The organism is Pseudomonas sp. LAMO17WK12:I10, from assembly GCF_900215185.1.
In the GTDB taxonomy this organism is placed as follows: domain Bacteria; phylum Pseudomonadota; class Gammaproteobacteria; order Pseudomonadales; family Pseudomonadaceae; genus Aquipseudomonas; species Aquipseudomonas chlororaphis.
The window spans coordinates 306,006-319,425 of the sequence record NZ_OBDX01000001.1 but is presented as its reverse complement, the minus strand read 5'-3'; the positions used below and the strand labels follow the sequence as shown (position 1 = coordinate 319,425).

The window sequence follows — 13,420 nt, the reverse complement described above, 5'->3', positions numbered from 1 at the left end:
GTCTTGAAGACCTATCGCGGGCAATCGAGCGTCAACCGGCCGCTCCTACAGAAGAACCCAAGCATCCGTAGGAGCGAGGCTTGCCCGCGATAGCGATTACAGAACGCAGAAGAACTAGAAGCTGGAACCCGGCTCGCGCAGGAATGCCAGTTCCTCCGGCGTCGATTCACGCCCGAGAATCTGGTTGCGATGGGGGAAGCGCCCGAAGCGGGCGATGATTTTCTGATGCCGTTCGGCGTAGTCCAGCAGATCGGCGAACACCGGTTGGTCAGCCAGCGGCTGCTCGTCGTGCAAGGCGGCGAACCTGGAGATCGCTTCGTTCTGCACCGCCAGGTTTTCGCAATGCTCGAACACCAGATAGATGAAGCTGCGCTGCATCGGCGCCAGCTGGCGGTCGAAATCCGCGGCAATACCCTGGGCCACCAGCGCCTGGGCGCGCAGATCGCCGGCAAAGCTCTTGGGGGTTTCGCGATACAGCATGCGCGGTAGCTGGTCGAGCAGCAGCACCAGGGCCAGCCAGCCTTGCGGGCGTTGCGCCCACTCGGTCAATCCGCCGGCCAAGGCCTGTTCCACCAGATCCCCGAAACGCTCGCGCGCCTCGAGGTCCTGGCTGTCGCGCTTGCCAAACCACAGCCTGCCCTTTTCAGCCTTGATGTCCGCGGGTTTCTCGGACGAACCGAACCACCAGTCGAGCAAAGGCTGCCAGGGCGCGGCCATGGGTTATTCCTTGTGGTAGGCGGTGACGCGGGCGACTTCTTCCTTCGAGCCGAGGAACACCGCTACGCGCTGGTGCAGGCCTTCAGGCTGGATGTCGAGAATGCGCTGGTGACCGTCGGTGGAAGCGCCGCCCGCCTGTTCCACCAGGAACGACATCGGGTTGGCTTCGTACATCAGGCGCAGCTTGCCCGGCTTGGATGGCTCGCGGCTGTCGCGTGGGTACATGAACAGGCCACCGCGGGTCAGGATGCGGTGCACGTCGGCGACCATCGCGGCCACCCAGCGCATGTTGTAGTTCTTGTTCAGCGGGCCTTCTTCGCCTGCCAGCAACTCGCTCACGTAACGCTGCACCGGCGCTTCCCAGTGACGCTGGTTGGACATGTTGATGGCGAATTCCTGGGTGGTTTCAGGAATGGTGATGTCTTCGTGGGTCAGCACGAAGCTGCCCATTTCGCGATCCAGGGTGAAGCCCTTGACGCCGTCGCCCAGGGTCAGCACCAGCATGGTCTGCGGGCCGTAGATGGCGTAACCGGCGGCAACCTGCTGGGTGCCTGGCTGCAGGAAGGCCTTTTCATTGAGCGGTTCGTTCTGGCTCAGGTATTCGTTCGGGCAACGCGATACCGAGAAAATCGTGCCGACCGGGGCATTGATGTCGATGTTCGACGAGCCGTCCAGCGGGTCGAATACCAGCAGGTACGCGCCCTTCGGGTATTTGCCCGGGATCTGGTAGGCATTGTCCATTTCCTCGGACGCCATGCCGGCCAGGTGACCGCCCCATTCGTTGGCTTCGAGCAGGATCTCGTTGGAGAGCACGTCGAGCTTCTTCTGCACTTCGCCTTGGACGTTTTCAGTGCCCATGCTGCCCAGGACACCGCCCAGGGCGCCTTTGGACACGGCATGGCTGATCTCCTTGCAGGCACGCGCCACCACTTCGATCAGGAAGCGCAGATCGGCAGGAGTGTTGTTGCTGCGGGTCTGCTCAATCAAATAGCGACTCAGGGTAACGCGGGACATGGACGGCTCCGGAGGAATGGGGGGCTAAAAACCCGCGCAGTTTAACGCGAGTCGGGGTGCATTTCCTCCTATGAGACGAGATCCGCCACAGAGAGTTCATGCATGGGGTTGAGCGTAGCCCGAAATCCGATCCGTAGACGTTGGCGCAGGCTGCGCTAGCCTGCGCCCTTTCGACACTACGGGGAGCGTCGAGCGACCTATTCCAGAGCCTTCCAGATCTCCGTGGCGTACTCGCGAATGGTCCGGTCCGAAGAGAACCAGCCCATGCGCGCGCTGTTGAGCACCGCCGAACGCCACCATTGATTGCTGTCGCGCCAGCGCTCTTCGACATGCAGCTGGGCATTCCAGTAGGAGTCGAAATCGGCGCACACGTGGAAGCGGTCATAGTCGACCAGCGAATCGATCAGCCCGGTGTAGCGGGCCGGATCGTCCGGCGAAAATACCCCGCCACGAATCGCCTGCAGCACATCGTTGAGACGATGGGAGGCGGCGATGTCCGTCACCGCGCTGAATTCGCCATTGCGTTTACGTGCCTCCACCTGCTGGGCGCTGAGGCCGAAGATGAACATGTGCTCGGCGCCGACCCGCTCGCACATCTCGACGTTAGCGCCGTCCAGGGTGCCGATGGTCAGCGCGCCATTGAGGCCGAACTTCATGTTGCTGGTGCCCGAGGCCTCGAAGCCGGCGGTGGAGATCTGCTCCGACAGGTCCGCCGCCGGGATGATGCTTTCGGCCAGGCTGACGTTGTAGTTGGGCAGGAACACTACCTTGAGCAGGCCGCGCACGGTCGGGTCGTTGTTCACCGTACGGGCGATGTCATTGCTCAGTTTGATGATCAGTTTGGCCTGGTGGTAACTGGCCGCGGCCTTGCCGGCGAAGATCTTCACCCGCGGCACCCAGTCGATTTCCGGCTCGGCGCGGATCGCCTGGTACAGCGCCACCGTGTGCATCAGGTTGAGCAGTTGGCGCTTGTACTCATGGATCCGTTTGACCTGCACGTCGAACAGCGCCGCCGGATTGACCGCGATGCCCAGGCGCTCATGGATGATCGCCGCCAGCGCGCGCTTGCTGTGCAGGCGCTGTTCGGCGAACTGCTTGCGAAAGGCCGACTTCTCGGCGAAGGGTTCGAGCTTGAGCAACAGCTCCTCGGGGTTGTCCAGCAGCTCCGGGCCGACGGCTTCGACCAGCATCGCCGTCAGCTTGGGGTTGGCCTGGTACAGCCAGCGGCGGAAGGTGATGCCGTTGGTCTTGTTGTTGATCCGCTCCGGGTACAGCTTGTGCAGCTCGGAAAACACCGTGCTGCGCATCAGCTGGGTGTGCAGGCCGGACACGCCGTTGACGCTGTGGGAACCGAGAAACGCCAGGTTGCCCATGCGCACCCGGCGGCCGTTGTCTTCTTCGATCAGCGACACCGCGCGCAGCACGTCGAAGTCGTGGATGCCCTTGGCCCGCAGCGAATCGATGTGCTGGGCGTTGATCAGGTAAATGATCTGCATGTGCCGCGGCAGCATGCGTTCCATCAGGCCCACCGGCCAGGTTTCCAGGGCTTCGGGCAGCAGCGTGTGGTTGGTGTAGGCCAGGGTCTCGACGGTGATCTGCCAGGCCGCTTCCCAGGCGATGCCATGCAGGTCCACCAGCTGGCGCATCAGTTCGGCCACGGCGATCGACGGGTGCGTATCGTTGAGCTGGATCGCCGCATGCTCGCCGAGACTGAGCACCGAATCGTGCATGTTCTTGTGCCGGCGCAGCAGGTCCTGCAAGGACGCGGAGACGAAGAAGTACTCCTGGCGCAGGCGCAGTTCCTGCCCGGCTTCAGTGCTGTCCGCCGGGTAGAGCACCCGGGAAATGCTTTCGGCCCGGGCCACCTCGGCCACCGCGCCCAGGTGGTCGCCGGCGTTGAAGCGTTCCAGGTGCAGGTCTTCCATGGCCCGGGCGCGCCACAGGCGCAAGGTGTTGACGCTGGCGCCACGCCAGCCGACCACCGGGGTGTCGTAGGCCACCGCGCGCACGGTTTCCGCCGGCCACCATACCTGCCGGGTATGGCCGGCCTCGTCGGTGACGGTCTCGACGCTGCCGCCGAAGCCGATCGAATAGATCACTTCGGGGCGCTCGAACTCCCAGGGGTTGCCGAAGTCCAGCCAGTGCTCGGTCTGCTCCTGCTGCCAGCCATCGACGATGGCCTGGCGGAACAGACCGTGTTCATAACGAATGCCGTAGCCGTGGCCGGCGATGCCCAGGGTCGACATGCTTTCCATGAAGCACGCCGCCAGCCGGCCGAGGCCACCGTTGCCCAGCGCCGCATCCGGCTCCAGCAGACGGATGCGTTCCATATCGACGCCCAGCTCGTTCAGCGCATCGCGCGCCACGTCCAGCAGCCCGAGGTTGCTCAGGCTGTCGTAGAGCAGGCGGCCGATGAGGAATTCCAGGGACAGGTAATAAACGCGCTTCTGGCCTTTGCGGTAGATCTGCCGCGTGTGGTCCATCCAGTGCTCGACCATGTGATCGCGCGCCGCCAGGGCGATGGCTTCGAACCAGTCATGGTCGAAGGCGTGGTCCGGGTCTTTGCCCACCGCGTAGGTGAGTTTGGTCAGGACGGCATCGCGAAAAGCGGCCACCTCAGCGTCACGAACTTGCAGTTCCTGAGTCATGAATACGACCTCGAGCGAGATAGACAGTGAGCATGGAATTGTCTGAGCCTAGTCGATCTGACAGGAGCCAAAGACTCTGGTTCGGTGCGTCTTGCGATTGCCCGAGCAGAGGCGGCGTCTCCCGCGGCAGCTGGCAAAAATGATGCAGATGCCGTGCCGACCCTCGCACTCCCCTTGGGCAGGCGTAAATTCCGTTAAATGGTTGTTCAAAAATCCACCAGTACCGGTATGATCGCGCGCCCTGATACACACGCTGGAAACAAGCCTGATGAAGTCCAACCTGATCGCCGCCGCGGAAATCGACCGACTCGATACCTGGGCCAAGTATTCCGCGCCCATGTGCGGCTCCTGCATGTCCAGCTGCTGCACCCTGCCGGTGGAGGTCAAGATCAAGGATCTGATCCGCATCGGCATCGTCGACGAATTCGAGCGCGGCGAGCCGGCGAAGAACATCGCCAAGCGCCTGCAGAAGGAAGGCATCGTCGAGCGCTACAACCAGAAGTCCGAAATCTTCACCCTGCAGCGCATGAGCAACAACGACTGCCTGTATCTGGATCGTAAGAGCCGCCTGTGCACCATTTATGACAAGCGCCCGGACACCTGCCGCAACCACCCGAAGATCGGCCCGCGCCCGGGCTATTGCGCGTACAAGCCCAAGCCGGTGGAACGCCCGACCAACACCAGCAGCCGGACCCTGGAACGTTTCTGAACCCCGGCCTGCACCTGCAACCCCGTTCCCTGCGTAACCGTGCCGCCCTGTAGCCGCTGCCGAGCCTTGGCGAGGCTGCGAACAGCTGCAAAGCAGCCGCAGTACGGGCCACCGCAGAGTTTCAGATACACCGTTTTACCACCGCTACGCGGCCGATCGCAGCCTCGCAGGCTCGGCAGCGGCTACAGGACCCGAGCTTTTTCACAGATCAAAAAAAACGCCCCCGGCCTTTCGACCGGGGGCGTTTTTATTCAGCCGGAACTAACTAGATCAGTTCTTGGCTTTCTTGGCAGCGCGGGTACGCTCGCCTTCGTCCAGGATCTTCTTGCGAAGACGGATGGACTTAGGAGTCACTTCACACAGCTCGTCATCCTGGATGAATTCCAGAGCCTGTTCCAGGGTGAAACGAACCGGCGGAACCAGGGCGATGGTTTCGTCCTTGCCCGAAGCACGCATGTTGTCGAGCTTCTTGCCTTTGGTTGGGTTCACACCCAGGTCGTTGTCACGGCTGTTCAGACCAACGATCTGACCGTTGTAGATTTCCTGGCCGTGCTCGACGAACAGCTTGCCGCGCGCCTGCAGGGTTTCCAGGGAGTAGGTCAGGGCCTTGCCGGTCTCGACCGAAACCAGTACGCCGTTCTGACGACCGGACATGTGGCCGGACTTCATCGGAGCGTAGCGATCGAAGATCGAGGTCAGGATGCCTGCACCGTTGGTCAGGGTCAGGAACTGGTTACGGAAACCGATCAGACCACGGGCTGGAATGTTGTATTCCAGGCGTACACGGCCCTTGCCATCCGGAACCATGTTGCTCAGGTCGCCCTTACGCAGACCCATTTCTTCCATGACCTTGCCCTGGGATTCTTCAGGGATGTCGATGGTGACGTTTTCGAACGGTTCCTGCTTCACGCCGTCGACTTCACGGATGATCACTTCAGGACGGCCAACGCCCATTTCGAAACCTTCGCGACGCATGGTTTCGATCAGTACCGACAGGTGCAGCTCACCACGGCCGGAAACCTTGAACTTGTCGGCCGAGTCGCCTTCTTCAACGCGCAGTGCAACGTTGTACAGCAGCTCTTTGTCCAGACGTTCCTTGATGTTACGGCTGGTCACGAACTTGCCTTCTTTACCGCAGAATGGCGAGTCGTTGACCTGGAAGGTCATGGAAACGGTCGGCTCGTCGACGGTCAGCGGCTTCATCGCTTCGACAGCGGTTGGATCGCACAGGGTGTCGGAGATGAACAGCTCGTCGAAACCGCTGATGCAGACGATGTCGCCGGCAGCCGCTTCTTCAACGTCCACACGGTGCAGACCGTGGTGACCCATCAGCTTCAGGATACGGCCGTTGCGCTTCTTGCCGTCGACGTCGATAGCGACAACCGGGGTGTTCGGCTTGACGCGACCGCGAGCGATACGACCAACGCCGATCACACCCAGGAAGCTGTTGTAGTCCAGAGCGGAGATCTGCATCTGGAACGGACCGTCACGGTCAACGGCCGGAGCCGGAACGTTGTCGACGATCGACTGGTACAGCGGGGTCATGTCTTCGGCCATGTCGGTGTGGTCCAGACCGGCAATACCGTTCAGGGCCGAGGCGTAGACGACTTTGAAGTCCAGCTGTTCTTCGGTGGCGCCCAGGTTGTCGAACAGATCGAAGATCTGGTCCAGAACCCAGTCAGGACGCGCGCCTGGACGGTCGACCTTGTTGATGACCACGATCGGACGCAGGCCGGCTTCGAACGCCTTCTTGGTCACGAAACGGGTTTGCGGCATAGGGCCGTCTTGAGCGTCGACCAGCAGCAGAACGGAGTCGACCATCGACATTACGCGTTCAACTTCGCCGCCGAAGTCGGCGTGGCCCGGGGTGTCCACGATGTTGATGTGGTAGCCGTTCCAGTTGATGGCGGTGTTTTTCGCCAGGATGGTAATACCGCGCTCTTTTTCCTGGTCGTTGGAGTCCATCACGCGCTCGTCGTTGAGCTCGTTGCGCTCCAGGGTGCCGGATTGACGCAGGAGTTTGTCTACCAGGGTGGTTTTACCGTGGTCAACGTGAGCAATGATGGCGATGTTGCGTAGATTTTCGATCACTTGTGTATCTCGATCAGAGGATTCGGTGTGCTGACAACTGCTGGCAGCGATTAACAATAGAGTCCGGCAAGGCCGTTACAGCTTGACGGTGGCGTCGGGGGGCCGGTGACGCAAGCCACAGGCAAACAGCCCCGGGCACTTAGCTCGGTCTATAAACGCGCACATTGGCATGTCCCTCACTGAGCAGATGGTGAGCATGCAGGCGACTCATGACGCCTTTGTCGCAATACAGCAGGTACTGGCGAGTAGGGTCCAGTTCCTTGAAGCGTGCATTCAATGCATAGAACGGCAGCGCTTTTATCTCGATGCCAGAAAGTGTCAGCGGGTCGTCTTCCTGAGCATCCGGATGACGGATGTCGATCACGATCTGGCCCGCCAGCGCCTCGCTGACTTCTTCGATCTGCAAATCCTGGCCCAGTTCGTCGATCACCCGATCGATCGGCACCAGTTTGGCCCGCTCGATCGCACGCTCGAGCACCGCCATGTCGAATTCTTTCTCTTCATGCTCCACGCGATGGCGCTTGGCGTGGGTCTTGGGGTTCACCGAGATGACCCCGCAGTACTCCGGCATGTGCTTGGCGAAATCGGCGGTGCCGATTTCGTTGGCCAGGTCGATGATGTCCTGCTTGTGGCTGGCGATCAGCGGGCGCAGCACCAGCTTGTCGGTCACGCAGTCGATGACTGAGAGGTTCGGCAGGGTCTGGCTCGACACCTGGGAAATCGCCTCGCCGGTGACCAGCGCGTCGATGTGCAGGCGGTCGGCGATGCTCGACGCGGCACGCAACATCATACGCTTCAAAATGACGCCCATATGACTGTTGTCGACTTTGCCGAGGATTTCGCCGAGCACTTCCTCGAACGGCACGCTGACAAACAGCACGCGCTGGGAGCTGCCGTACTTCTTCCAGATATAGTGCGCGACTTCCATCACGCCCAATTCGTGGGCACGCCCGCCCAGGTTGAAGAAGCAGAAGTGGCTCATCAGGCCGCGACGCATGATCTGGTAGGCCGCCACCGTGGAATCGAAACCGCCGGACATCAAAACCAGGGTCTGTTCCAGGGCGCCCAGCGGGTAGCCGCCGATGCTGTTGTGCTGGCTGTGAATCACGAACAACCGTTGGTCGCGAATTTCCATCCGCACTTCGATTTCCGGCTCTTTCAGGGAAATCCCGGCGGCGCCGCACTGCCGACGCAGCTGGCTGCCAACGTATTTCTCCACGTCCATGGAGCTGAATTCATGCTTGCCGGCACGCTTGCAACGCACGGCGAAAACTTTCCCCGCCAGCGCCTCGCCAAAGTGCTGCTTGCACTTGGCGACGATGTCGTCGAAGTCGCCCAACGGGTACTCATCGACCTGCAGGAAATGCGCGATGCCCGGCATGCAACTCAGGCGCTCGGTCATCTCCTTCAAGGCTTTCGGCTCGCTGACGGCGGTTTCCAGCTCGAGGTTGTCCCACACACCATTGACCACCACAGCCGGGTCCAGATCGCGGAGCACGGCACGGATGTTCTTGGCCAGCTGACGGATGAAACGCGTCCGTACCGGGCGGCTCTTGATGGTGATTTCCGGGAAAACTTTAACGATTAGTTTCATGAAAACAGCGCGCGCTGGGCCAGCCGAAAAAGGGGGGCGCGGATTATAGCGGAAATTGCTCAAGGTTTAACCAATTAATGTGCACTCGGTTTTTCGCGCACCAAAACGGGTCACCACCAGATAAAAACGCAACATTGCGGTGCGCCTATTTGCCAATCTGGCCCAAATAACGCCCGGAATGCGTGAGTTTGGGGCATAAAACCCAACTCAGGGCACTGGCATGCAATTTGCTCCCTTGTGAGGCAGGTTGCCATGGCAGAGTATCTGCGCCGGCATCACCCACATTCTAAGGGCACACCAACACTCGCCCGAAGCCACCCGGAGGACACTATGTCGAAGTCGGTTCAACTCATCAAAGATCATGACGTCAAATGGATTGATCTGCGCTTCACTGACACCAAAGGCACTCAGCACCACGTGACCATGCCGGCCCGTGATGCGCTGGATGACGATTTCTTCGAAATCGGCAAAATGTTCGACGGTTCCTCCATCGCTGGCTGGAAAGGCATCGAAGCCTCCGACATGATCCTGATGCCAGTTGACGAAACCGCCGTCCTGGACCCGTTCACCGAAGAGCCGACCCTGATCCTGGTCTGCGACATCATCGAACCTTCGACCATGCAGGGCTACGATCGCGACCCACGCGCCATCGCCAAGCGTGCCGAGGAATACCTGAAGTCCACTGGTATCGGCGACACCGTATTCGTAGGTCCTGAGCCTGAGTTCTTCATCTTCGACGAAGTGAAGTTCAAGTCCGACATCTCCGGCTCCATGTTCAAGATCTTCTCCGAGCAAGGCTCGTGGATGTCCGACCAGGACGTGGAAGGCGGCAACAAAGGCCACCGTCCGGGCGTCAAAGGCGGCTACTTCCCGGTTCCTCCGTTCGACCACGACCACGAAATCCGTACCTCCATGTGTAACGCCATGGAAGAAATGGGCCTGGTCATCGAAGTTCACCACCACGAAGTGGCGACTGCCGGCCAGAACGAAATCGGCGTGAAGTTCAACACCCTGGTCAACAAGGGCGACGAAGTTCAGACCCTGAAGTACTGCGTGCACAACGTGGCCGATGCCTACGGCCGCACCGCGACCTTCATGCCTAAGCCTCTGTACGGCGACAACGGCTCGGGTATGCACGTGCACATGTCCATCTCCAAAGATGGCAAGAACACCTTCGCTGGCGAAGGTTATGCCGGCCTGTCCGACACCGCCCTGTACTTCATCGGCGGCATCATCAAGCACGGTAAGGCCCTGAACGGTTTCACCAACCCTTCGACCAACTCCTACAAGCGTCTGGTCCCAGGCTTCGAAGCGCCGGTCATGCTGGCCTACTCGGCCCGCAACCGTTCCGCTTCGATCCGTATCCCTTACGTGTCGAGCCCTAAAGCCCGCCGTATCGAAGCACGCTTCCCGGATCCGGCTGCCAACCCATACCTGGCCTTCGCTGCCCTGCTGATGGCCGGCCTGGACGGTATCCAGAACAAGATCCACCCTGGCGACGCGGCCGACAAAAACCTGTACGACCTGCCGCCTGAAGAGGCGAAAGAGATCCCACAAGTTTGCGGCAGCCTGAAAGAAGCCCTGGAAGAGCTGGACAAAGGTCGTGCGTTCCTGACCAAAGGCGGCGTTTTCAGCGACGACTTCATCGACGCTTACATCGCCCTGAAAAGCGAAGAAGAAATCAAGGTCCGTACCTTCGTACACCCACTGGAATACGAGCTGTACTACAGCTGCTGATCCGGTAGCGCCGCCCCACGCGGCGTGACATGCTACGTAACAAGAAAAAAGGCCTCCCTCGGGAGGCCTTTTTATTGCCCGCCCATCGCCCCGGAGCATTCCCCCGGGCTATTCATCCATGGATAATCCGCGCCTCTCGCGCCCTCTGTCAGGCGCCTCGACGAAGGGATTCGTATGCAGTGGACTCGTTCTCTCGGCCTGATCGCCTGCCTGGCGTTCGGCAGCACCCAGGCCGCTCCTTTCTATGCTGATAAATCCCTGGCCCACCCGCTGATCACCGGCCTGGCGGAAAGCTCGGCGACCCTGGCCTTTATCAAGCAGGGTGGCAGCGTCAAAGGTTATTACTCGGTCGACCCGGACGAGAGCCAGCCGCAGCTGCTGGACGACTTCGGCGATGCCAGCATCGAGTCGGTGTTCAACATCGCCCTGGATAATGAGTCCCTGACCCGCCTGGTGCTGTTCAAACAGCGTGGCCAATACCGCCTGCATGCCTATCGCTATGACGAAAACGACCGCCTCTATCGGCGCCTGGAGAAACTGCAGCCCGCCCTGGAGCGCATCGCCAAAGACCGCAAGAAGCTCGATGCCCCGACGGTGAAACAGGCCCTGCGCCAGCTGACGCCACTGAACTACAGCGTCTTCTACGAAGACTCGGGTTTCGACGAGTTCAACCAGATCGACCATTCGGCCGGCATCCTGGTGGGTTACTTCGACCAGAACGGGCAGCCCATCACCGCCAATCCGCCCGGAACTGAGCAGTACAGCTACAAAAAGACCTTCGCCGAAAAGGACGGACGTTTTCTCACCGCCACCTACTGGCGTGGCGAAGCACCTGCGCCGGAGGGCGAGCCCCTGCTATACAGCTACCGGGCCAGCCGCATTGCCTGGGAAACCGAACCGCAGCGCTTCACTGGCAGCGAGGACGGGCCTTCCGTGGCCTACTCCAATTCCGGCGCCGTTGCCGCCCAAGGGGCTTACGCCAAGGGCCGACGCACTGGCGAGTGGGGTATTGCCGGACCGCACAACATCTGGTCCCAGGGTCGTTATATCGATGGCAAACGCCAGGGCCAGTGGAGCCTGGCCAATGAGAGCGAAGGCTACTTCATGACCGGCGAATATCGTGACGACCTGCGCGAAGGCCGCTGGGCCATCAACCTGGCGGAGTCCGAAATACCTGAGAACGGTGGTTTTGTCACTTACGCCCGGGACCTGCGCAATGGCCCCAGCGAAGTGCGTGAAGGCGGCGTGGTGGTCGAACGCGGCGACTACCTCGACGACCTGCGCCAGGGCCCCTGGCTAACCAGGGAAGGCACCGGCAATTTCGACCAGGGCTTGCGTAGCGGCCCATGGCAACTCAAGGCCGCCGAAGGCCATACCCACAGCGTCGGGTTTGTCGCCGACACAATGGAAGGCGAACTGCGCGATACCGACGCCAAGGGGGTATTGCGGGTGATCGAGCACTATCGCGGCGGCATTCTCTGGGGCACCCAGGAGGGCTACAACGACGCCGGCCAACTGATGTACTCCTACAACTACGAGAACGGCCAGCGCGAGGGCCGTTCGCTGATCTACAGCGCCGATGGCAAGGTGCTGCTGTCGGACATGAGTTATCACAATGGCAACAAGCAAGGGCCCTACCTGACCTTCCTCGCCGACGGTTCGCCCGCCACGGTCGGTCGCGTCGAAGGCAGCGATTTCATCGGCCTGATGACCCAGCTGGACGAGCATGGGCAGATATTCTCCGCCACACCCCGCTGCCGCTTCGAAAGCTACAGGAGCGAAGTGCAGAACTGCGGCATGGCCCGTGAGTTCAGGCAAGGCCGGATCACCAGTGAGCGCGACTACCTGTTCGGCGAGTTGCAGGAATATCGCGAATACGATGCCCAGACCGGGCGCAAGACCCGTGAGCGCGTCATAGGCGCGGACGACAAGGTCAGCGAAATCACCTACTACGACAACGGCCAGATCGATTGCCAGGTGAACAAGGTCGGTTTCGAGTGGATGACCGTCAACCAACAGCGGCTCAAGAACCATGGCCAGGCCAAACTGGCCGGCGAACAGCTGTGCTATCACCGCAACGGCGCGATCAAGAGCCGCGAGCTGATCGACAACGGCTTGAGCGCCTGCCGGATCGTCTATGACGAAAGCAGCAAGCGACTGTCTTCCAGCCCGACCGATTGCGGGACACCCGCGACCGTCGCGACCGGCCAATGACCTACCGGGTGCCCGGCGCTTGCCAGGCACTGCGGTTTTGCGTGCATCATGGCCGCCGACTTGTCCCCAAGAAGCCGAGACCGCCCATGACTTCGCGATTCTGCCTTGCCCTGTTGCCCCTGTTGCTGGCCGGCAATGCCTGCGCCGCCCCTGCCACCCTCGGCCCGCTGTTGGCCAGCATCGAAGAACGCCTGGCCATCGCCGACCAGGTGGCCCTGAGCAAATGGGACAGCCACAAACCGGTGGAAGACCGCCCGCGCGAGCGCGAGGTGATTGCCGGCGCGGTGGCCCAGGCGCCGGCCTACAAACTCGATGGCGCGGCGGTGGAACAGTTCTTCGCCGCACAGATCGAGGCCAACAAGCTGGTGCAGTACGCCCACCTGTCCGAATGGACCTTGCAAGGCCAGGCACCGGACGCCCCGCGCCCGGACCTGGTGGGGCAGATCCGCCCGCAACTTGACCAGTTACAAAAACGCCTGCTGCAGCAACTGGCGGATTTCAGCCCCCACCGCAATGATCCACAGTGCCCACAATGGCTGGCCCAGGCCACCCACGAAGGTGATCGGGCACCACTGCGCCAACTGGCGCTGGTCCGCGCCACCGCCGAGCTTTGTGTATTCAAAGGTTAAAGCGGCGAACCTGGGCCCGGTCCGCGGCTCTATGCTGGAGGCACTTCCATCATTGAAGTCGCCGACC

Annotated in this window: 9 protein-coding genes; 4 read left to right on the top strand and 5 right to left on the bottom strand. The window is 61.1% G+C overall.

Annotated elements, in window-relative coordinates:
• Positions 1-114: 114 nt before the first annotated feature.
• From CRO75_RS01340 to CRO75_RS01330, 3 genes are all read right to left on the bottom strand, one after another.
• Positions 115-717 (bottom strand): DUF924 family protein, encoded by a 603-nt coding sequence (locus CRO75_RS01340; RefSeq protein WP_097134216.1) that lies wholly within the window; start codon positions 715-717, stop codon positions 115-117.
• Positions 718-720: 3 nt separating this feature from the next.
• Entirely contained in the window at positions 721-1,731 is a 1,011-nt protein-coding gene (locus tag CRO75_RS01335) for a class 1 fructose-bisphosphatase (RefSeq protein WP_009041781.1), read from the bottom strand.
• Between the two features lie 197 nt (positions 1,732-1,928).
• Complete coding sequence (locus CRO75_RS01330; protein WP_097134215.1) at positions 1,929-4,379, bottom strand: glycogen/starch/alpha-glucan phosphorylase; 2,451 nt, start codon at positions 4,377-4,379, stop codon at positions 1,929-1,931.
• Between the two features lie 265 nt (positions 4,380-4,644).
• Between CRO75_RS01330 and CRO75_RS01325 the strand changes: the two genes are divergently transcribed.
• Positions 4,645-5,088, top strand: coding sequence for a YkgJ family cysteine cluster protein (locus CRO75_RS01325; protein ID WP_023970087.1), 444 nt, complete (start codon positions 4,645-4,647; stop codon positions 5,086-5,088).
• Positions 5,089-5,358: 270 nt separating this feature from the next.
• Here CRO75_RS01325 and typA read toward each other — a convergent pair whose 3' ends face one another.
• Together typA and thiI are read right to left on the bottom strand one after the other, a co-directional pair.
• Positions 5,359-7,179 carry a translational GTPase TypA gene (gene typA / locus CRO75_RS01320; RefSeq protein WP_009041779.1) on the bottom strand — a complete coding sequence of 607 codons (1,821 nt, stop codon included), beginning with the start codon at positions 7,177-7,179 and terminating at the stop codon, positions 5,359-5,361.
• Between the two features lie 139 nt (positions 7,180-7,318).
• Entirely contained in the window at positions 7,319-8,773 is a 1,455-nt protein-coding gene (thiI, locus tag CRO75_RS01315; protein ID WP_062823930.1) for a tRNA uracil 4-sulfurtransferase ThiI, read from the bottom strand.
• A 330-nt stretch (positions 8,774-9,103) separates the two neighbouring features.
• Between thiI and glnA the strand changes: the two genes are divergently transcribed.
• The 3 genes from glnA to CRO75_RS01295 all read left to right on the top strand — a co-directional run bounded on the left by glnA (position 9,104) and on the right by CRO75_RS01295 (position 13,353).
• Positions 9,104-10,510, top strand: coding sequence for a glutamate--ammonia ligase (gene glnA, locus CRO75_RS01305; RefSeq protein ID WP_007929953.1), 1,407 nt, complete (start codon positions 9,104-9,106; stop codon positions 10,508-10,510).
• 174 nt (positions 10,511-10,684) lie between these two features.
• Positions 10,685-12,724 (top strand): hypothetical protein, encoded by a 2,040-nt coding sequence (locus tag CRO75_RS01300; RefSeq protein ID WP_097134214.1) that lies wholly within the window; start codon positions 10,685-10,687, stop codon positions 12,722-12,724.
• An 86-nt stretch (positions 12,725-12,810) separates the two neighbouring features.
• Positions 12,811-13,353 carry a chorismate mutase gene (locus CRO75_RS01295; protein ID WP_097134213.1) on the top strand — a complete coding sequence of 181 codons (543 nt, stop codon included), beginning with the start codon at positions 12,811-12,813 and terminating at the stop codon, positions 13,351-13,353.
• The last annotated feature ends 67 nt before the right edge of the window (positions 13,354-13,420 follow it).

Coding starts and splice junctions, on each gene's coding strand:
- CRO75_RS01295 (WP_097134213.1), top strand. CDS start 12,811: ATGACTTCGCGATTCTGCCTTGCCCTGTTGCCCCTGTTGCTGGCCGGC.
- glnA (WP_007929953.1), top strand. CDS start 9,104: ATGTCGAAGTCGGTTCAACTCATCAAAGATCATGACGTCAAATGGATT.
- CRO75_RS01330 (WP_097134215.1), bottom strand. CDS start 4,379: ATGACTCAGGAACTGCAAGTTCGTGACGCTGAGGTGGCCGCTTTTCGC.
- CRO75_RS01300 (WP_097134214.1), top strand. CDS start 10,685: ATGCAGTGGACTCGTTCTCTCGGCCTGATCGCCTGCCTGGCGTTCGGC.
- thiI (WP_062823930.1), bottom strand. CDS start 8,773: ATGAAACTAATCGTTAAAGTTTTCCCGGAAATCACCATCAAGAGCCGC.
- CRO75_RS01340 (WP_097134216.1), bottom strand. CDS start 717: ATGGCCGCGCCCTGGCAGCCTTTGCTCGACTGGTGGTTCGGTTCGTCC.
- CRO75_RS01335 (WP_009041781.1), bottom strand. CDS start 1,731: ATGTCCCGCGTTACCCTGAGTCGCTATTTGATTGAGCAGACCCGCAGC.